Source organism: uncultured Pigmentiphaga sp., assembly GCF_937950555.1.
GTDB lineage: Bacteria > Pseudomonadota > Gammaproteobacteria > Burkholderiales > Burkholderiaceae_B > Pigmentiphaga.
This window is the reverse complement of sequence record NZ_CALFCW010000041.1, coordinates 13,245-31,879: the sequence shown is the minus strand read 5'-3', so window position 1 is coordinate 31,879 and position 18,635 is coordinate 13,245. Positions and strand designations below refer to the sequence as shown.

Here is an 18,635-nt window from a genome sequence, read left to right as displayed (position 1 = left end):
AGGTGCCGGGTTCCGGGCGAATGCCGCGGATCCGCTCGCTCGTCGAGGGTCTCCGCGGTTTTCAAGGCGCGGGAAGGTGTTGGTCCGGATTGGGTGGGCAGTACCAAGATGCGCAGAACGAGTAGGACGCTGCTGTGCGCGGTGGGCGCCAGCTTGATGGCCGGCTGCGTGACGTGGCAGCCCGTGGCACCGCCCCCGGCGGAACCGGCGGCGCTGGCGCCTGCCCATGACGCGAAACAGCCGGCTCCTTCTCCAGCATGCCCGGCGCGCTGCTCCCGGCAGCCGAGCATTTGGGATCACCTCACGCATCAGCGCCTCATCGACATCGACTAGCCGCCCGCCGCTGGGCGCATGCGCGCCGGGCCGCGGCAACGGTGGCGCCGGGCGCACAAATAAAAAGTGCCGCGGCGTGGATGGGAGACGCCGCAGCACGGAAGGAACCGCAAACGTACGATCCATCCAAGGGCTCGATACGTCCGCGAGCGGACGATACGCCCGAAATGCGCCCATTGCCATAGCCGCCCCAGGGCGATTTGGTAATGTTTAGTAACACTTTCCGCTAGGCTTTGGATGGTCGAGCTCATGAGGTATTCTGCCTTTCGCCCGCCACCGGGTCGCGCGCGGGGCTCTACATAGACAGGGCACCGGAGTGGGCGGTAGTGATGCACTACCTGCCAGGCCTGCGCCAAGCGCGCGGGTGGGCTACGATAAAATGCGCCGTTGGCGTCATTTTTCGTGCCGCGACGCGTCCGATTGCAAACCAGTGTCAAGAAAATGCGGCTTGCCGAGCATCCGAATGTATAGTGCGAGTCCCTATTTGTAACGAGTGCGGGGTCCATGCGCTGGTTAACGATATGGGCCACTGCGGTGGTCGCGTGCTTCGGCCTGGTGTGTGCGGCCGCGCTCTACGATACCCGTCAGGATGCCAAGAAGGCGGCTCTGGAGGCCACGGTCAACATCGGCCGCGTGGTTGCCGACGGCATTCGACGCGACATCGAACTCGTCGATCTGGCGCTCCAGTCCATCCTGAACGGCTTGCGCGTGGCGGAAGCCGAGGGCCTGGATCCATATCGCCGCCATCGCTTGCTGTTCGACAATTTGCCCCCGGTGCGCGGGGTTGGGAACTTGGTGGTGCTCGACCGGGAAGGCAACATGGTCACCGATACCAATTCGGTGATGCCGCGCGGCATGGCGTTCGATGACCGGGATTACTTCCAGGTCCACAAGGGATCGTCCAACAGCGGCTTGTATGTCAGCCAGCCTTTCTATTCCCGCCTGACGAATTTATGGTCCATCGCGGTGAGCCGCCGCGTGACGCGAGAAGACGGCAGCTTCGGCGGCGTCGTAGCGGGCACGCTGCGCGTGGCCTACCTCGAGAGCCTCTTCCAGCGCCTGGACCTGCGCCAACACGGGGTCATCATGTTGCTGCGGGCGAACGGGGCCGTCATGGCACGCTACCCAGCAGAGTACGCGCAACTCGGCCAAGGGCTCAGCGGCATCGAATTATTCAGGCATTATCCCGCCTCGGACAGCGGCTACTACGAGACGAAGGCGTCGCCCATCGGCCTGGCGCGCCTCTATTCGTATGCGGCGGTGCCGTCCGTGCCCCTCGTCGTCTTGGTGGGCATGGCCGACACGGATATTTATAGCGCCTGGCGCAGCAAGGCCTGGATCATTTCATCGTTGACCCTGCTGCTGTGCGTTGGCACGCTGGTATTGGTGTGGATGCTGAGGCGGGAATTCACCTTGCGCCTGGCGGCTGAGCGCAGTGCCTTGCGCAGCGAAACCCGATACCGGGTGCTGGCAGAGAATTCCGCCGATATCATCGCCATGAGCCGGGCCGATGGCACCGTCACGTATATCTCTCCGGCGATCAAAGATGTGCTGGGATGGGCGCCGAATGAGATCGAGGGGCGCAGCGTCAACGATTTTGTCCAAGACGACTACGCGCCGCTATTTTCCGGCGGCGAGCAATCCTGGCCCCGTATGCTGACTTTTCCCGCCCGGCACCGGGACGGCGCTTGGGTGTGGCTCGAGGCCAGCGTGAGGCGCCTGCCGCCGGAGACTGGGGACGATCGCTACGTGCTGACGATCCGTGACGTTTCACGCCGGAAGAAGATCGAGGATGCGCTCGCGGCCGAGAACGCCGAGCTGCAGGCCATGGCGGTGACCGACAGCCTCACGAGCTTGGCCAATCGGCGTCGTTTCGATGAGGTCCTGGAGCGGGAGTGGCGGCGCGCCCGCCGGGACCAGAGTCCGCTTGCCTTGTTGTTGATCGACGCGGACCATTTCAAGGCGCTCAACGATCATTATGGCCATCAGCATGGGGATCGCTACCTGCGCACGCTTGCCCAGCTGATCCAAGGCAGCCTTCGGCGCCCTGCAGACATGGCAGCCCGCTACGGGGGCGAGGAGTTCGCCGTGTTGCTGCCGGACACAGATCTGGAGGGGGCCTACCGGATCGCCGAAGCCATCCGCCAGGGCGCGCAAGACGCGCGCTTGCCCCATGAAAAAAGCGACCTGGGCGTGATGACGGTCAGCATCGGCGTGGACGCCATGGTGCCGGAGGACGGTGAATCGCCCGAGGCACTGGTGCGGCGGGCCGATGCGGCGCTTTATGCCGCCAAGCGCCAGGGCCGCAACCGGACCTGCGTGGACGAGCCGCACGGGGCCTAGTGTCGCGTCAACGGTGAAGGGGGGCGCCCGTGCACCAGCATCGGCCGCGCTTGGGGTACCATAAGGCTATCTGATGCAACCCGCGCTAGGCCTTTGCGGCAAGGCGCATCGTCCATGACATTCAAAGTATTCGATTTGCAATGCGAGCGCGGCCATGTTTTCGAAGGCTGGTTCAGCTCGCACTCCGATTTCGATACGCAGCGTGAGCGCGGCCTGATCAGTTGCCCGCTGTGCGACAGCAAGACCATCGACAAGAAACCGTCGGCGCCCATGTTGAACGTCTCAGGAAGCAAGGAGCCCGGCCCCTCGTCCCGTGCGGCAAGCAAGCCCGCGGCCATGCAGGCCGCGATGCTCCAGCACCTGCGCCAGCTGTTGCGCCAGACGGAAAACGTCGGCGAGCGGTTCGCGGCCGAGGCCCGCCGCATCCACCACGGCGAGGCGCCCGAGCGCCCCATCCGCGGCGTGGCGACCTACGAGGAACAGCAGTCCCTGGTCGAAGAGGGCATTCCCGTGGCCGCCATCCCCGCTTTGCTCGACGACGAGCGCTTGCAGTAGCCCGGGGTCTGAGCACTCTGCGCGATTTACCGTGCGCTCCGGCCCACGGGAGCGCCGCGGGGACCGCTTCACGCGCGAACCGCCCGGGTGGGCGCAGCAGCGGCCGGCCATGGCATTCCTCGCTCGCCCAAAACGAAACAGGCGCCGAAGCGCCAGTTCTCGTGTAGTGCCGGCCGGGGAATTACTTCACGCGGCTGCGGTATTCGCCGGTGCGCGTGTCGATTTCGATCTTGTCGCCAATCTCGCAGAACAGCGGCACCTGCAGCTCGTAGCCGGTGTTGATCTTGGCGGGCTTCATGACCTTGCCCGAGGTGTCGCCGCGCACGGCAGGCTCGGTATAGGTGATTTCGCGCACGACGATGGTCGGCATTTCGACCGAGATGGCGCGGCCCTCGTAGAAGACCACTTCCACGGTCATGCCCTCCTCGAGGTAGTTGAGGGCATCGCCCATGCTCTCGGCCTCGACCTCGTACTGGTTGTACTCGGCGTCCATGAAGACGTACATCGGGTCGGCGAAGTAGGAGTAGGTGCACTCGCGGCGCTCGAGCACGAGGACTTCGAATTTTTCGTCGGCCTTGTAGACCGTTTCCGTGCCGGAACCCGTAAGCAGGTTCTTGAGCTTCATCTTGACGACGGCGGCATTGCGGCCCGACTTGTTGTATTCGGTCTTCTGGACGACCAGGGGATCCTTGCCGACCATGATGACGTTGCCGACGCGCAGTTCCTGAGCGATCTTCATACTGGAAATCAACCTTAGGGGAGGTGACTCTAGTGGCAACGGCGCTGCGCCGTAGTACCAGGTAGGGTCTTGACGAAAGCCCCTTTGGGTAGACCCGGCGGGAACACCCGCGACCACCCGAAGGGTATTCGGCTAGCCTGCCTAAAGGGGCCTGGAACAAAGCATAAGTAGCCTACTAGTATAGCCTGGGCAGGGGTTTCCCGGCTAGTTGCGCATCATCGACCGTTCTCCTGCCGCGCCTCGCAGAAGTCGGCCAGTGCATGGGCCAGGTCCTGCTGCCTGGACAGCTCGTCGCTCCAGCGGCGGGCAGCCGTGGTCCACGCCCCGAATACGTCGGGGGAGAGGGCGCGTTGCAGCAGCTCGGGCAGCCGGCAGGCCTCGGCATCGCCGTTCCAGGCCGTTTGCAAGGACGGTATGCCGTCCGGTGCAGGGTAACGTTCCAGCCAGGCCCGCAGCTTGTCGACGTGGGCCGCTTCGGCTTGGGGGTAAATGTGCCAGACCAGGGGGCGCCCGGCCCATTGGGCGCGGACGAACGAGTCTTCGCCGCGCACGAAGTTGAGGTCGGCGCACCAGAGCAGGCGGTCGTAATCGGGCTGCGGAAGAAAGGGGATGCGCGCGATGCGCAGCCGGCCCCGTTCGCCGGCCGCGAGGTAGGGGGCAACGCCGGGGGGCACGGCGAGCAGGGTCGGCGCCTCGCCTGCCGCCAATACGTCGGCCAGGAGGGTGGCCGGGGCATCGGGATAGCAGAATAGCGTCACCAGGCGTTCCCCTGGGCGCAGCGCCGGCAGGCCCGCCTCGTGCAAGAACGCGGCCCGGGCGCCGGCGTCCGCCTGCAGCGCGTCGCGCATGGGGAGCAGGGTTTTTTCGCGTAGCAAGCCGCCCGTCCCTGGGGTGAATCCCGGGAAGAAGAAATATTTGCGCAAGCCGCCGGGTTGGGGCGAGGGCAGGCCATGGCAGCTCTCGACCCACCCCTCGGCACTCAAGTACTCGAGGTTGATCCATACGGGCGGGCGGACCTGGTCGCGCATGCGCTGCACGAATTCCGGGGGAGGATCGCAGGCGAAGGCCTCGATGACGACATCTCCCGGGGCGAGCGGCGGAGCAGGACGGGTCCAGCTCACGACGTCCACGCCTTCTACGTGTTGCGCGGGCAGCGCAGGATCCACCTGGGGGGCGAGGCGCGCCATGGCGCGCAGGTCGTCGACCCAGAGCCGCACGCCCCAGTCCCGTTCCCGGCGTAATTGCCGCGCCAGGCGCCAGCACACGCCGATGTCACCGTAGTTGTCGATGACGCGGCAGAAAATGTCGGCCAGCATCAAGAAGCTTCCTTGCCAGAAAGGGCGACATTATCGCCTGCCGCCTCGTCTGGCCCGGGCAGCATTTGGCGCGCCAGATCGAGCCAGGCGCGGGCGGCGAACGAGAGGTAGCGCCCGCGGCGCCACGCGAAGGCCATGTGCCACCACAGCTGCGGCGCGTCGATGGGGACGACCGCCAGAGCGGCGCGATCGAGCTGGCGGCAGAACAGCTCGGGCAGCAGGGCCACGCCCACGCCGGCCGCGACCATGGAGGCCATGAAGTCCCATTGGCTGCTGCGGCCCGCGATGCGCGGCGCAAAGCCGGCTTGCAGGCACGCGCCGTGGACCACTTCGTTCAGGGCGAAGCCCTCGCCATAGAAGACGAAGGGTTCGCCCGCGAGTTCTTCCAGCCGGATGCCTGGTTTGCCGGCCCAGGGCGAACGGCGCGGCGCAACGAGCCGCAGTGGGTAGTTGCAGATGGTGAGCGTTTCGTATTCGGACTCGTCGGCCGGCAGCAGCATGGCCCCAATCTCCAGGGCACCGGACCGGAGCTCGTCTTCCACGGCGCGTGAGCCACGCTCGAAGAGTTTGAGCTCGACCTGTGGGTACTCCCGGTGGAATCGCGCCAGCAGGGGCGCCAGCAGGCGGTGGGCCAGCGGGGGGATGCCCACCACGAGCTCCCCGCGCGCGCTCTGGCGCAGGTCCGCCAGCTCCGCTTCCAGTTGCGCGTGCAGTGCCAGCAACTGTTTCCCGCGTTCCAGCAGGATGCGCCCGGCGTCGGTGGGCTCGATCCGGCGGCCGAATTTCTGCAGCAGCGGGGCCCCCACCTCATCTTCCAGTTGCCGGAGCATCTTGCTGACGGTGGGTTGTGTGACGAACAAGGCTCCCGCTGCGCCGGTATAGCTTTGCCGCTGGACGACCTCAACGAAATAGCGGAGTGCCTTGAGATCCATTGAATTCCTAATTGGAATTATTAGTATGGATTTTATTCATTTCATAAATGGACAGACGCTGCGTAGAATACGGGTAAACCCTGAATTTTTCTCGTTCTCATGCACGCCTTTGCCGTTCGCCTTTCGCAAGTCTTGCTCCTCATCGCCGTTTGGTGGGCGGCCGATGGGCTCGCCAAGTGGTCGGGCCTGCCGCTACCCGGCGGCGTGCTCGGACTGATTGCCGTGCTCCTGCTGTTGCTGAGCGGCCGGCTCCCCCTGCGCCGGATCGACGCCGGTGCGAAATGGCTGCTTGCCGACATGCTGGTCTTTTTCGTGCCGGCCGTCGTGGCCATGGCACGCTACCAGGAACTGCTGCGAAGCGAGGGACTGAAGCTGGCGGCGGTGATCGTGCTGGGCAATGCCTGCGTCATGCTGGTCACGGCAGCCGTCGTAGAGTGGATCGTCCGTCGCCGCTCGCCCGGGAGCGCTTGAGATGTTCCCCGCTTTTTTCTGCCTGGTGGCGACCGTCGGGTTCTATTACCTGAACAAATGGCTGTACCGCAGTTTTCCGCGCGCTTGGACGCATCCCATCCTCTTGACGCCGCTCGCCCTGCTGGCGACGCTATCGGTATTCGGCATCCCGTTGGAGGAATACGCAGCCGATACGCGGGCGCTGTTATGGTTCCTGGGACCGGCCACGGTGGCTTTCGCCGTGCCCATCTACGAATACCGGCACCTCATACGCCAACTCTGGCCGGCCCTGGCCCTGGGGACGGCCGCGAGCGTGACGAGCGCCGTGGGCAGTTCATGGTGGCTGGCGCAGACGTTTCACTTGTCGCCCGACGTGGTGCCCAGTCTCCTTGTGCGTTCGATCTCGACGCCGTTCGCGCTGGCGGCCGCCGGCCAATTCGGCGGTAATGCAGACCTCGTCGCGGCGTTCGTCATGGCCACGGGGCTGACTGGCATGCTGAGCGGAGAGCTGATCTTGGCGCTGGTGCCCCGTTGTTCGCGCTGGGCGAGCGGCGCGTCGTTCGGCGCCGCAGCGCACGCGCTCGGAACCACGAAAGCGAGGGAGTTGGGTGAAGAGGCCGGCGTGATGGCCAGCCTGCTCATGATCTTCAGCGGCCTGGCGATGGTATTGCTGGCGCCGCTGATGGGCGCCTGGCTGCCCTGAGGCGGCGCGAGCGGCCCAGGCCAGCCCCCGGGCCCGGGCGATGGGGGCCGAGCCTGGGCGACGCGGGTTCAGCGACGCTGGTATTGGGTGGCGCCGAACAGGATTTCCTTGGCCCGGGCGTCTTGCGGCTTGCGTTGATCGGCCAGCACCTGGATGCCGCGCTGCACGGCGGGACGGGCCTGGATTTCGTCGAACCAGCGCTTGACGTTGGGGAATTCGGCCAAGTCCACCCCCTGGTTGGCGTGCGAACGGGTCCAAGGCCACGTGGCGATGTCGGCGATGGTGTAGTTGCGCCCGGCGAGGTAGGCGTGGTTGCTCAACTGCTTGTCCATGACGCCGTAGAGGCGGCGCGTTTCATTGGTATAGCGGTTGATGGCGTATTCGATGCGTTCCGGCGCATAGAGGCGGAAGTGATGCGCCTGGCCGAACATGGGCCCCACGCCCCCCATCTGGAACATCAGCCATTGGAGCGTGGTGTAGCGTTCGCGGTCGGTCTTGCCGAGGAACTTGCCGGTCTTGCCGGCGAGATAGACGAGAATCGCGCCCGACTCGAACAAGGACATGGGCTTGCCGTCGGGGCCCTCCGGGTCGATGATGGCCGGGATTTTGTTGTTCGGGCTGATGGCTAGGAATTCTTCCTTGAACTGATCGCCAGCGCCGATGTTGATGGCCGTCACCTCATAGGGGAGCTTGCACTCCTCGAGCATGATGTGCACTTTGTGGCCGTTGGGCGTGGGCCAGGAATAAACCTGGATCGGTTGCGGGGCCGGTTTGGCGATCTTGTCGGTCATGCGGGACTCCGGAAAAGAAGGGCGGATCTGCTGCGATTATGAGGCAAACGCATGAGGCCGTGGCCTAAAGGGCGTACTACTCCTGGGGAATTGTCGCGGCCGTCCGCCCCTTCGGGGCTCATCGGCCATGCCGGGGCCAGGCCGGCGGCGGGGGCCGATAATCCCCGCGTCGCCCGGGCAGCCGCGTTTAGTGGAAGTGCACGGGCGCCGGATCGGCGTCTTCCGGCGGCTCGGCGTGGACGAGTTCGCCGAGCGGGTTCGGGAAGTAGGGGGCGCCGCAATCGTCGCAGAACTCCATGGGCAAGACCCCCGGCAGTTTGCGCAGGTCGTTCACGCCCAGCTCGCGCAGGAGGTCCGCGATGAGGTCTATCGCCGGCAGCTCGGGGTTGTCGTCCTCGCGTCCGAAAAGCGGCCAGGCGCAGCCGTAGATCACGTCATTGCTCTGGCGCTGGGTGAACCCGATGCGGTATTCCTCCGGATCGGTTTCCCCGCAGGCGGCGATGACTGCGCGCAGGCGGTCGGGCGTCAGGCCCAGGGTGGCTTCCAGCCACGCGACGGATGCCCGGAGCGACAGTGGCCGGACGCGCCGGTCGGCCTCCCGGTTGCTCACGTAGTAGGCGTCCGGCAGCAGGCATTCGAAGCCGCAGCCGGGCAAGAGGTCGGCGAACAAGGGCGTCGTCTGGGCCGCCCATTGCGCGAGGCACGATTCCCGGGTGGCCTCGGGCTTGGCGGGGTTTTCCTGCCACCGGAAGATCGGCGCGCCCTGGGGAACCGCGACCGCACCCACCAAGTATCGGGTGTCGGCCAGCAGGTTGGCGATTTCCGCGTCGTCGGCCGCCATGCGGGGCAGGGGCAGCCCGAGCGCCTGGGCACCGAGGCGCGCAAGCCACTGGCGCGTGGCGCTGAAGGAGCGAGGCATCTGGTCGACGCTATAGAGTTGCGGCGCGAGGGCCAGTCGGGCGTCCGCGGCCAGGACGTGGCCATGCAGGTGCGCTTTCAGGGCATCCAGCAGGTCTGGGCGGATGGGGCCGTACGGAATGTTGAAGCGGGTCCAGGCCACGACCGGTGCGACGATCAGCAATACGTCGTAATCGCTGCCATCTTTCTGCAGCATCATCGATTCAGACAGCGTTTCGGCGTGTTCGACCAAAATCTCGTAGGCACCGGCATTGCGCTGGTACAAGGTTTCGAGTGCCGCTTCGATCGTGGCATCGTGCCCGCTGTGCATGAGCTTATCCAGCACCGTGTCGAGCTCCCGCTCCCAGAAACGATCCTCGACGCGGCTGCCGGAGCTGTTGAGCGACAGCGACAGCGACACCAGTTTTTCGGCATCGCGGTTGAGGCGGGTGGAAGACTTGCTGCGGGAACGGACCATGGATGAGTTGGTGATCGACGGGAATATTGTTCGAACCCACTAGTGTAGCTCCCCCTGGCCCCCTGGGCATCCGGCGGTCAGTCTCGCACCTATGCCTGACTTTTTCCGAAGCGCTCGTCCAGCCAGTCCGGCGCCGGGTGCGTGCGCAGCCTTGGGCCGGCAGCCAGCAATTGATTCTGCAGCGCGCGGCCGACGAGCCGGGGCAGGGCGCCAACGACGTCGAGCAGCGGCGAAAGCGCCACGCCCGTTTCCACCCCCATGCAGGCAAACATGTGGGCCAGTTCTTCGCTATTGACGTTGCCGCTCGCGCCCGGCGCATAGGGGCATCCCCCGAGTCCGCCGACAGCCCCGTCGAAGCGTCGGATGCCGGCCTGCCACCCCGCCAGCGCATTGGCCAAGGCCATGCCGCGCGTGTTGTGCAGGTGCAGGGTGAGCGGCAGGGCATCGCCCAGCCGTTGCGCGAGCGAATCGCACAACTGGGCGACCTGCGTCGGGTACGCCATCCCCGTGGTATCGCACAGGGTGATGCCCGCTGCCCCGGCACCGGCGAAAAGGCAGGCCAGTCGCTCGACTTCGGCTGGCGCGACCTCCCCTTCGAACGGGCAGCCGAACGCCGTGGACAGCGAAACATTGCACGGCACGCCGGCCTGGTGCGCGCGTTCCAGCATGGCGAGGAGCTGGGCCGTCGATTGTTCCCGCGTCATGCGCAAATTGGCGCGATTGTGCGTTTCGCTCACCGACATGACCAAGTTGAGTTCATCCGCGCCGCCCTCGAAGGCGCGTTCCATGCCACGGAGATTGGGCACCAGGCAGGTATAGATGACGCCGGGCCGGCGCCGGATGCGCTGCATGACGGCCTCGGCGTCGGCCAGCGCGGGGATGGCGCGCGCGGAAGTGAAGCTCGTGACTTCAATGCGGGCGAAGCCGCAGTCCGAGAGCGCGTCCACCAAGGCAATCTTGTCTTCGGTGGCGACGAAATTCGGTTCGATCTGCAGGCCGTCGCGCGGCCCGACTTCGTTGAGCTCGATGCGTGCCGGCCCGCCGTTCATGCAATCACTCCTTTCTCGCGCAGTTTGGCCAGCTCGGCATCGTCCAGGCCCGCTTCCCGCAGCACTGGCTCGGTGTGTTCCCCGAGCTGCGGGGCGCGATGGCGGATCGCGCCAGGGCTGCCCGACAACTTGGGCACGATGCCCGGCATTTCCACTTTGAGCCCTTTGGCCGTCGTGACCGTTTCTATCATGCCTCGCGCCCGGTAATGCGGGTCCTCAGCAATGTCGCGTGCCGTATAGATGCGGCCCGCCGGCACCTCGGCCTCCCGCAGGGCCGCGAGCACCTCCGCGCTGCCCAGCGTGCGCGTCCACGCGCCTATCGCTTCGTCGAGCTCGGCAGCGCGCCGGGCGCGGCCGTCATTGTGGGCCAGGCCCGGGTCTTCGGCGAGGTCGTCCCGCCCCATGCGCCGCATCAGCCTGACGAAGATGCTGTCGTTGTTGCCCGAGATCAGGACATATTCGCCGTCGGCGCACTGGTAGGCGTTCGACGGCGCGATGCCGGGCAGCGCTCCTCCCGCAGGCTGGCGCACGGCGCCGAACACGGAGTATTCCGGCAGCAGGCTCTCGGAAAGATTGAAAACGCTCTCGTATAGCGCAGTATCGATCATCTGGCCTTCGCCGCCGCGCGCGTCGCGCTCATACAGCGCCAGCAGCACGCCGAGTGCGCCATGCAGGCCCGCGATGGTGTCGCCCAGCGAGAGCCCCGCGCGCACGGGCGGGCGGCCGGGTTCGCCGGTCAGGTACCGCAATCCGGCCATTGCCTCGGCAATGGCGGCAAAGCCCGGTTCGTCGCGCTTCAAGCCGGTCTGCCCATAGCCGGAGACGCGCAGCATGATCAGGCGCGGATTGAGGGTGTGCAGGGTTTCCCACGACAAGCCCCATTTCTCCATCGAGCCGGGGCGGAAGTTTTCGATCAAGACGTCGGCCTGGGCCGCGAGCCGGCGGACCAGCTCCTGTCCCTCCGGCTGGCGCAGGTCTACGCAAACCGATTTCTTGCTGCGGGACTGGGCTTCCCACCAGACCGACGTGCCTTCGTGCAGCATGCGCCACTTGCGCAGCGGGTCGCCCTGGCCGGGCGGCTCGATCTTGATGACCTCGGCGCCGAAATCGGCGAGGGTCTTGGCGGCAAAGGGCCCGGCGATCAATTGGCCCAGTTCCAGGACGCGGATGCCTTCGAGGATTTGGCGTGGCATGGTGTCTCGTTCTCGTCGTCGATAGGCGGCTGGCGCCGCTTGGTTGCATCACTGGGACGACAGTGTGGACCAAATGGCCGGCCAGCGGAATAGGCGATCGGGCAAAGCGGTCTTGTCCGATCGCGAAAGCTATGCATAGGCAGTGACGGCCTCTAGGCACGCACCCCGCGCAGGTGGGCCACCAGCAGCCTTGCGGGCGCAGTCAGTGCCGCGGGCGAGCGCACGCCCAGGAGCAGGCTGCGCCGAGCCCAGCCGTCTTGCAGCGTGACGAGTTTCAGGCCCATCGACTGCGCGTGCGGTGCGGCCGCGATGCGGGGCAGGATGCCCACGCCCATGCCGGTGGCCACCATGCGGCAAATCGCGTCGAAACTCCTTACCTGGATGCGCAGCTTGAGCGGCCTGTCCAGGCGGCTGCTTTCCTCGAGCATGCGGCTTGCCAGGGACGTGGCGTCGGGGAGGCTGACGTACTCATAGGCGAGGGTGTCCCGGAATCGCACGGTCTTGCGCCGGGCGAGTGGGTGCTTGCGCGGCGCGATCAGCACCAGCTCATCTTCGCGATAGAGGTAGGTGACGAGGCCGGCGGCCGGGGTTCGGTCCGCGAATATGCCGACGTCCGCGCGGTTCTCGGCCACCGCGGCAACGATGGCCGAGCTGTTCTGTTCTTCCAATTCGATGCGGATGCCGGGGTGCCGTGCCATGAAGCTGGAGAGGTCCTCGGGCAGGAATTGGGTGATGGATGATGTGTTGGCGGCAATGCGTACCTGGCCTTTGGCACCCGTCGAGTACGAAGACATCGCGCCCGCCATGTGCTCGACGTCCTGCAGGATGCGCATGGCATGCTGCAGGCAGGCCTGGCCGGGTTCGGTGAGTTCTACGCCGGAGGCGCGGCGATAGAGCAGGGAGGTATTGAGCGCGTCCTCGAGCTCGGCGATGCGGCGGCTGGCCGCGCCGACGGCGAGGTGGAGTTGCCGTGCGCCGGCCGAGATGCTGCCGTGGCGCGCGACGGCCACGAACAGCGCGAGCGTGACCAGGTCGAAGCGCGAGAGATTCATCGAGCGGGGCTCCACCATGGAAAAGGCCCGCGCCGCTGCCGCCGGGCAGCAGGCGCAGGCCTCGTGCGCGAGACGGCCCGCCTGGGGCGGGCCGGCCTTCAGGCTGCCAGCAACTGGCGCAGCACGAAGGGCAGGATGCCGCCGTGGTTGTAGTAATCCACTTCGATGGGCGTGTCGATGCGCAGCAGCAGCGGAACCTGCTTGCTCGTGCCGTCTTCGTAGTGGATGGTCAGCGTGACGTCCTGCTGGGGCCGGATGCCGTTTTCCAGGCCGGTAATGTCATAGGTTTCCCGGCCGGTGATGTTCAGGGACTGGATGCTGTCCGAGCCCTTGAACTGCAGCGGCAACACGCCCATGCCCACCAGGTTGCTGCGGTGGATGCGCTCGAAGCTGCGCGCGATCACGGCCTTCACGCCCAGGAGCTGGGTGCCCTTGGCGGCCCAGTCGCGAGACGATCCGGTGCCGTACTCCTCGCCGCCGAAGATGACCGTAGGCGTGCCCTCGGCGATGTACTTCATGGCAGCGTCGTAGATCGACATTTGCTCGCCGCTGGGTTGATGGATGGTGATGCCACCTTCCACGCGCGAGCCGTCGGGGTTGGGCGGGATCATGAGGTTCTTGATGCGCACGTTGGCGAAGGTGCCGCGCATCATGACCTCGTGATTGCCGCGGCGCGAACCGTAGCTGTTGAAGTCGGCCTTCATCACGCCGTTGGCCAGCAGGTATTGGCCGGCGGGAGAGTTCTCCTTGATCGAGCCTGCCGGCGAGATGTGGTCGGTCGTGATGGAGTCTCCGAACAGGCCGAGCGCGCGGGCGTTCCGGATCACGGCGTTGGTCGCGCCCGGTTCCATCGTGAAGTTCTCGAAGAACGGCGGTTCGGCGATATAGGTGGACTTGGGCCAGTTGTAGACTTGCCCGCTCACGCCTTCGATCTTCTCCCACAGCTCGCCCGGGTTGGTCTTGACCTGGGCGTAGTTGTTCTTGAAGGCACGCGGATTGAGCGCGTACTTCATCAGTTTTTCGATCTCGGCCTGGGAGGGCCAGATGTCGCCGAGGTAAACGTCGCCCTTGGTGCCCCGGCCCACGGGTTCGGTCATCAGGTCCCGCTTCATGGTGCCGGCGATGGCGTAGGCCACCACGAGGGGCGGCGAGGCGAGGAAGTTCGCCTTGATGTTCGGATGGATCCGCGCCTCGAAGTTGCGGTTGCCCGACAGCACGGCGGCGCAGACCAGGTCATTCTTGGTGATGAGCTCGTTCAGCTCGGGGTTCAGGTCTCCGGCGTTGCCGATGCACGTGGTGCACCCGTAGGCAGCGACGTGGAAGCCAAGCTGCTCGAGGTACGGCAGCAGGCCCGTCTTCTCCAGGTACTCGGTGACGACGCGCGATCCGGGAGCGAGCGACGTCTTGATGTGGGGCTTGATCGTCAGCCCGGCCTTGACCGCCTTCTTGGCGAGCAGGCCGGCGGCGAGCAGCACGCTGGGGTTGGACGTGTTGGTGCAGGAGGTGATGGCCGCGATCAGGATGTCGCCATTCTGGATGGTGATGCCGCTCTCGGTCTTGAACTCCTGGTCCAGCTTTTCGGCGGGTTGGGAGAAGCCGTTCTCCGCGACCGGCTTGCTGAACAGTTCGCAGAACGTGCGCTTGACGTGGCCGATCTCGATGCGGTCCTGCGGGCGCTTGGGGCCGGCCAGCGACGGAGCGACCGTGGAGAGGTCCAGGGTCAGTAGCTTGGTGTAGTCGATATCCTTGGCGGCGGGCACGCCGAACATCTTCTGCGCACGGTAGTAGGCTTCGAAGGCCTCGATTTCCTCCTTGGTGCGGCCGGTGCCCTTGAAGAATTCGATGGTGCGCTCGTCCACCGGGAAAAAGCCCATGGTGGCACCGTACTCCGGTGCCATGTTGCCGATCGTGGCGCGCTCGGAGACCGTCAGGCTGGCCGTGCCCGGCCCGCAGAATTCCACGAACTTGCCGACCACCTTTTCACGGCGCAGCATTTCCGTGATGGTCAGCACGAGGTCGGTGGCCGTGACGCCTTCGCGCAGCTTGCCCTTGAGCTCCACGCCCACGACGTCCGGCGTGAGCAGGTAGACGGGCTGGCCCAGCATGGCCGCTTCCGCTTCGATGCCGCCCACGCCCCAGCCGACTACGCCTATCCCGTTGATCATGGTGGTGTGGCTGTCCGTGCCCACCAGGGAGTCAGGGTAGTAGACATTGTCGCGCTTGTGGACGCCGCGGGCCAGGTATTCGAGGTTGACCTGGTGGACGATGCCGAAGCCCGGGGGCACCACGCCGAACGTGTCGAACGCCTGCATGCCCCATTTCAGGAACTGGTAGCGCTCCTGGTTGCGCTTGAACTCCAGTTTCATGTTGAGGTCCAGCGCGTTCTTGGAGCCGTATTCGTCGATCATGACCGAGTGGTCCACGACGAGGTCCACCGGAACCAGCGGTTCGATGGCCTTGGGGTTCTTGTTGAGCTTGGCCGCGACGCTGCGCATGGCGGCTAGGTCGGCCAGCAGGGGCACGCCGGTGAAGTCCTGCAGCACGACGCGGGAGACCACGAAGGGTATTTCTTCTTCGCGCTTGGCGTTGGGCTTCCAGTGGGCCAGCTGCTTGACGTGTTCTTCGGTGACTTTCTTGCCGTCGCAGTTGCGCAAGACGGATTCCAGGACGATGCGCAGAGAGACCGGGAGTCGCTCCACTTTCACGCCCAGCGCCTTGCCGAGTGCCGGAAGAGAATAATACAAGCCGGTTTTGTTGCCGACCTTGAATTCTTTCAGGGTTTTGAACGTGTTGTGCGGCATGATGGGCTCCGAAGGAAAACCGGTTAAATCTACCACTTATGGTGCGCCGTTGCGACGTGTCCGGCGCTGCTGTGGTGTCATTATACTCTTATATCTTATATAAGACATAAGATATGGAATTCAAGCACTGGGGCGAGGTGCGGCGGGGTGGGGCGGGCTTGGCCGGAACGCCGCGCGCGTTGGCGCGAGCGGCAGGCCGTTGCTCTAGAATGGGACGGCCAAGCTCATCGGACGAACCATGAATTCCATTCGTTTGACGCAATACAGCCACGGCGCCGGCTGCGGCTGCAAGATTTCTCCCAAGGTCCTGGAAGTGATTCTCGCGGGCAGCGGCGCGCAGAACGCCGATCCGCGGCTTTGGGTGGGCAACGCCTCGCGCGACGATGCCGCGGTCTACGCCCTGGACGAGGAGCGCGGCGTGGTCTCGACCACCGACTTTTTCATGCCCATCGTGGACGACCCCTTCGACTTCGGCCGCATCGCCGCGACGAATGCCATCAGCGACATTTATGCAATGGGCGGCGATCCGCTGCTTGCGATCGCCATCTTGGGCTGGCCGGTCAACGTATTGCCGGCGGAGGTCGCGCGCGAGGTGGTGCGGGGTGGCCGGGCGGCCTGCGATGAAGCGGGCATTCCGTTGGCGGGCGGTCATTCCATCGATGCCCCGGAACCCATTTTCGGGCTGGCTGTCACCGGCGTGGTGGACCAGGGCCGGCTCAAGCGCAACGATACGGCCACGCCGGGCTGCAAGCTTTACCTGACCAAGCCGCTGGGCATAGGTATCCTGACCACGGCGGAGAAGCGAGCCCGGCTGCGTCCTGAGGACGCCAACCTGGCCCGGGACTGGATGTGCAAGCTGAACCGGGCGGGCAGCCGATTCGGCCGATTGGCCGCCGTGCAGGCGATGACCGATGTGACGGGCTTCGGCCTGCTGGGGCACCTGGTGGAAATGGCCGATGGCAGCGGCGTGAGCGCGCGCATCGAATATGACAAGGTGCCGCGCCTGCCGGGGGTCGAGCATTATCTTGCGCAGGGCTGCGTGCCGGGCGGGACGGCGCGCAATTTCGAGAGCTACGGCGCGCGGATCGCGCCGCTCTCACAGGAGCGGATCGACCTCTTGTGCGATCCCCAGACCAGCGGCGGATTGCTGGTCGCCGTCGCACCGGAAGGCGAACCGGCGTTCCTGGAAGTGGCTAGGGAGTCGGGCTTGGAGCTCGAGCCCATCGGCGAGCTCATCGACCGCGGGCCTTACGCGGTGGAAGTGGTCTGATGCGCGGCGAGATCGACGATTACCGTTCGCTTTTCCTGCGCGGCGTGCCCATGATCGATACGCGCGCGCCCGTCGAGTTCGCCAAGGGCGCTTTTCCCGGGGCCGTCAACTTGCCGCTCATGAGCGATGCCGAACGGGAGCAGGTCGGCACCTGCTATAAGCAGAAAGGGCAGGAGGCCGCCATTGCGCTCGGGCACCGATTGGTCCAGGGGGCGATCAAGGCGCAGCGCATCGAAGCCTGGGCGTCCTTTGCGCGCGCCCATCCCGACGGCTGCCTCTATTGTTTCCGGGGCGGGTTGCGGTCGCAAATCGCGCAACAGTGGCTCAGGGAAGAGGCCGGCATCGAATACCCGCGCGTCGTCGGCGGCTACAAGGCCATGCGCGCCTTCCTGCTCCAGGCCATCGAGGATGCGGCGCATCAATGCGGGTTCCTCGTGCTAGGCGGCATGACGGGCACGGGCAAGACGGAACTGGTGAGGCAGGTGGAAAACGGCCTGGACCTCGAGGCTTACGCGAATCACCGCGGTTCCAGTTTCGGCAAGCGAGCCACCGCCCAACCGCCCCAGATCGGGTTCGAAAACAGCCTGGCCATCGACTTGCTGAAAAAGCGCGACGCGGGCACGGCGTGCCTGGTCGTGGAGGACGAGAGTCACGCCATCGGCAGTTGCAGTATTCCGTTTGCGCTCTACCAGCGCATGCAATCCCAGCCGCTGGTTTGGCTCGAAGACGCCCTCGAGAGCCGCGTGGAGCGCATCCTGAAAGACTATGTGGTCGACCTGCGTGCCGAGTTTGCGGCCGTGCACGGAGAAGAGGAGGGCGAGCGGCGCTTCGGCGAACGCCTGCGCGGCAGCCTCGACAACATCGCGAGACGCTTGGGCGGCGACCGCCATAGGCGAGTGGCCGCGCTCATGGATGCGGCGCTGGCCGAGCAGGCGCGCAGTGGAAGCGTCGAATTCCATCGGGATTGGATACGGGCGCTGCTGCTCGAGTATTACGATCCCATGTACGACTATCAGCGCAGGCTCAAGGGTTCGCGGATCGTGTTTGCGGGCGACAGGCGGGCGGTGCTTGAGTATCTTCGCGCGCAGTCCTCGGCGTAACAGGGTGCAGCCGGGCTCTCCGGACCGAGGGAGGATGCGGGCGGGATATCCCGGGAGGCGATCAGGGTTCATCGTGGCCTCGGGTTTTCCCTAGCTCTCCCGGTGTCGATTTCACAGTCTCCGGATCGTCGTAGGGATACAACCCTGACGATAAGGAGATTCATCATGGCTAGCGGGACCGTCCGTCTCCACCGCGTGTTGCGCGCCACGCCCGAGCGTGTCTACCGGGCATTCATCGAGCCCGATGCCCTGGCGAAATGGGTGGCGCCCCACGGATTCACGTGCGAGGTCCATCACCTGGATGCGAAAGCCGGGGGGACATTCAAAATGTCGTTCCGCAATTTCGCTACCGGCAGCCGCCATGCGTTTGGCGGCGAGTATCTCGAGCTGGCGCCGTTCGAGCGGATCCGCTACACCGATCGCTTCGATGACCCCGGGCTGCCGGGGCAGATGGAGGTCACCGTGTCGCTGCGGCAGGTGACCTGCGGCACCGACCTGGACGTCGTGCAAGCCGGCATCCCCGAGGCCATCCCGGTGGAGATGTGTTACCTCGGCTGGCAGGAATCGCTCGCCCAATTGGCCAAGCTGGTCGAACCCGATATCCCCGACTGACGCGTCGCAAGGGAGAACGTC

General features: G+C 65.5%; 16 protein-coding genes. 7 read left to right on the top strand and 9 right to left on the bottom strand.

Features of this window, described 5'->3' with window-relative positions; translation table 11 throughout:
* Window positions 1-837 precede the first annotated feature (837 nt).
* Window positions 838-2,676, top strand: coding sequence for a diguanylate cyclase (locus tag Q0319_RS10965; RefSeq protein ID WP_299452441.1), 1,839 nt, complete (start codon window positions 838-840; stop codon window positions 2,674-2,676).
* Between the two features lie 114 nt (window positions 2,677-2,790).
* Window positions 2,791-3,231, top strand: coding sequence for a DUF1178 family protein (locus Q0319_RS10960; RefSeq protein WP_296465371.1), 441 nt, complete (start codon window positions 2,791-2,793; stop codon window positions 3,229-3,231).
* Between the two features lie 181 nt (window positions 3,232-3,412).
* Here the strand turns inward: Q0319_RS10960 and efp are convergent, their stop codons facing one another.
* The 3 genes from efp to Q0319_RS10945 form a co-directional block, all read right to left on the bottom strand.
* Window positions 3,413-3,970 carry an elongation factor P gene (gene efp / locus Q0319_RS10955; RefSeq protein ID WP_296465375.1) on the bottom strand — a complete coding sequence of 186 codons (558 nt, stop codon included), beginning with the start codon at window positions 3,968-3,970 and terminating at the stop codon, window positions 3,413-3,415.
* Window positions 3,971-4,185: 215 nt separating this feature from the next.
* Complete coding sequence (earP, locus tag Q0319_RS10950) at window positions 4,186-5,286, bottom strand: elongation factor P maturation arginine rhamnosyltransferase EarP (RefSeq protein WP_299452438.1); 1,101 nt, start codon at window positions 5,284-5,286, stop codon at window positions 4,186-4,188.
* On the bottom strand, window positions 5,286-6,218 hold the full coding sequence (locus tag Q0319_RS10945; RefSeq protein WP_296465382.1) for a LysR family transcriptional regulator: 933 nt from the start codon (window positions 6,216-6,218) through the stop codon (window positions 5,286-5,288). Before Q0319_RS10945 ends, earP begins: the two co-directional genes overlap by 1 nt.
* A 99-nt stretch (window positions 6,219-6,317) precedes the next feature.
* Here Q0319_RS10945 and Q0319_RS10940 point away from each other — a divergent pair, with 99 nt between their 5' ends.
* Together Q0319_RS10940 and Q0319_RS10935 are read left to right on the top strand one after the other, a co-directional pair.
* Window positions 6,318-6,689 (top strand): CidA/LrgA family protein, encoded by a 372-nt coding sequence (locus Q0319_RS10940; RefSeq protein ID WP_296465385.1) that lies wholly within the window; start codon window positions 6,318-6,320, stop codon window positions 6,687-6,689.
* A 1-nt stretch (window position 6,690) separates the two neighbouring features.
* On the top strand, window positions 6,691-7,371 hold the full coding sequence (locus Q0319_RS10935; protein ID WP_296465389.1) for an LrgB family protein: 681 nt from the start codon (window positions 6,691-6,693) through the stop codon (window positions 7,369-7,371).
* 68 nt (window positions 7,372-7,439) lie between these two features.
* Here the strand turns inward: Q0319_RS10935 and Q0319_RS10930 are convergent, their stop codons facing one another.
* The 6 genes from Q0319_RS10930 to acnA form a co-directional block, all read right to left on the bottom strand.
* On the bottom strand, window positions 7,440-8,162 hold the full coding sequence (locus tag Q0319_RS10930) for a glutathione binding-like protein (RefSeq protein WP_296465392.1): 723 nt from the start codon (window positions 8,160-8,162) through the stop codon (window positions 7,440-7,442).
* Window positions 8,163-8,349: 187 nt separating this feature from the next.
* A complete protein-coding gene (locus Q0319_RS10925; protein WP_296465397.1) occupies window positions 8,350-9,537 on the bottom strand; it encodes a DUF2863 family protein in 1,188 nt (395 codons plus the stop codon).
* Window positions 9,538-9,626: 89 nt separating this feature from the next.
* Window positions 9,627-10,586 carry a hydroxymethylglutaryl-CoA lyase gene (locus Q0319_RS10920; RefSeq protein ID WP_296465401.1) on the bottom strand — a complete coding sequence of 320 codons (960 nt, stop codon included), beginning with the start codon at window positions 10,584-10,586 and terminating at the stop codon, window positions 9,627-9,629.
* Window positions 10,583-11,779 (bottom strand): CaiB/BaiF CoA-transferase family protein, encoded by a 1,197-nt coding sequence (locus tag Q0319_RS10915; protein WP_296465404.1) that lies wholly within the window; start codon window positions 11,777-11,779, stop codon window positions 10,583-10,585. Before Q0319_RS10915 ends, Q0319_RS10920 begins: the two co-directional genes overlap by 4 nt.
* Before the next feature lie 152 nt (window positions 11,780-11,931).
* Entirely contained in the window at window positions 11,932-12,831 is a 900-nt protein-coding gene (locus Q0319_RS10910) for a LysR family transcriptional regulator (RefSeq protein ID WP_296465407.1), read from the bottom strand.
* Between the two features lie 98 nt (window positions 12,832-12,929).
* Window positions 12,930-15,632: an aconitate hydratase AcnA gene (acnA, locus tag Q0319_RS10905; protein ID WP_296465409.1), complete on the bottom strand. Its 2,703-nt coding sequence runs from the start codon at window positions 15,630-15,632 to the stop codon at window positions 12,930-12,932.
* A gap of 238 nt (window positions 15,633-15,870) precedes the next feature.
* Between acnA and selD the strand changes: the two genes are divergently transcribed.
* From selD to Q0319_RS10890, 3 genes are all read left to right on the top strand, one after another.
* Window positions 15,871-16,902 carry a selenide, water dikinase SelD gene (gene selD, locus Q0319_RS10900; protein WP_299452435.1) on the top strand — a complete coding sequence of 344 codons (1,032 nt, stop codon included), beginning with the start codon at window positions 15,871-15,873 and terminating at the stop codon, window positions 16,900-16,902.
* A complete protein-coding gene (gene mnmH, locus Q0319_RS10895; RefSeq protein ID WP_299452434.1) occupies window positions 16,902-18,002 on the top strand; it encodes a tRNA 2-selenouridine(34) synthase MnmH in 1,101 nt (366 codons plus the stop codon). The genes selD and mnmH overlap by 1 nt, the downstream gene beginning before the upstream one ends.
* A gap of 165 nt (window positions 18,003-18,167) precedes the next feature.
* A complete protein-coding gene (locus Q0319_RS10890) occupies window positions 18,168-18,614 on the top strand; it encodes an SRPBCC family protein (protein WP_299452433.1) in 447 nt (148 codons plus the stop codon).
* Window positions 18,615-18,635: the final 21 nt, after the last annotated feature.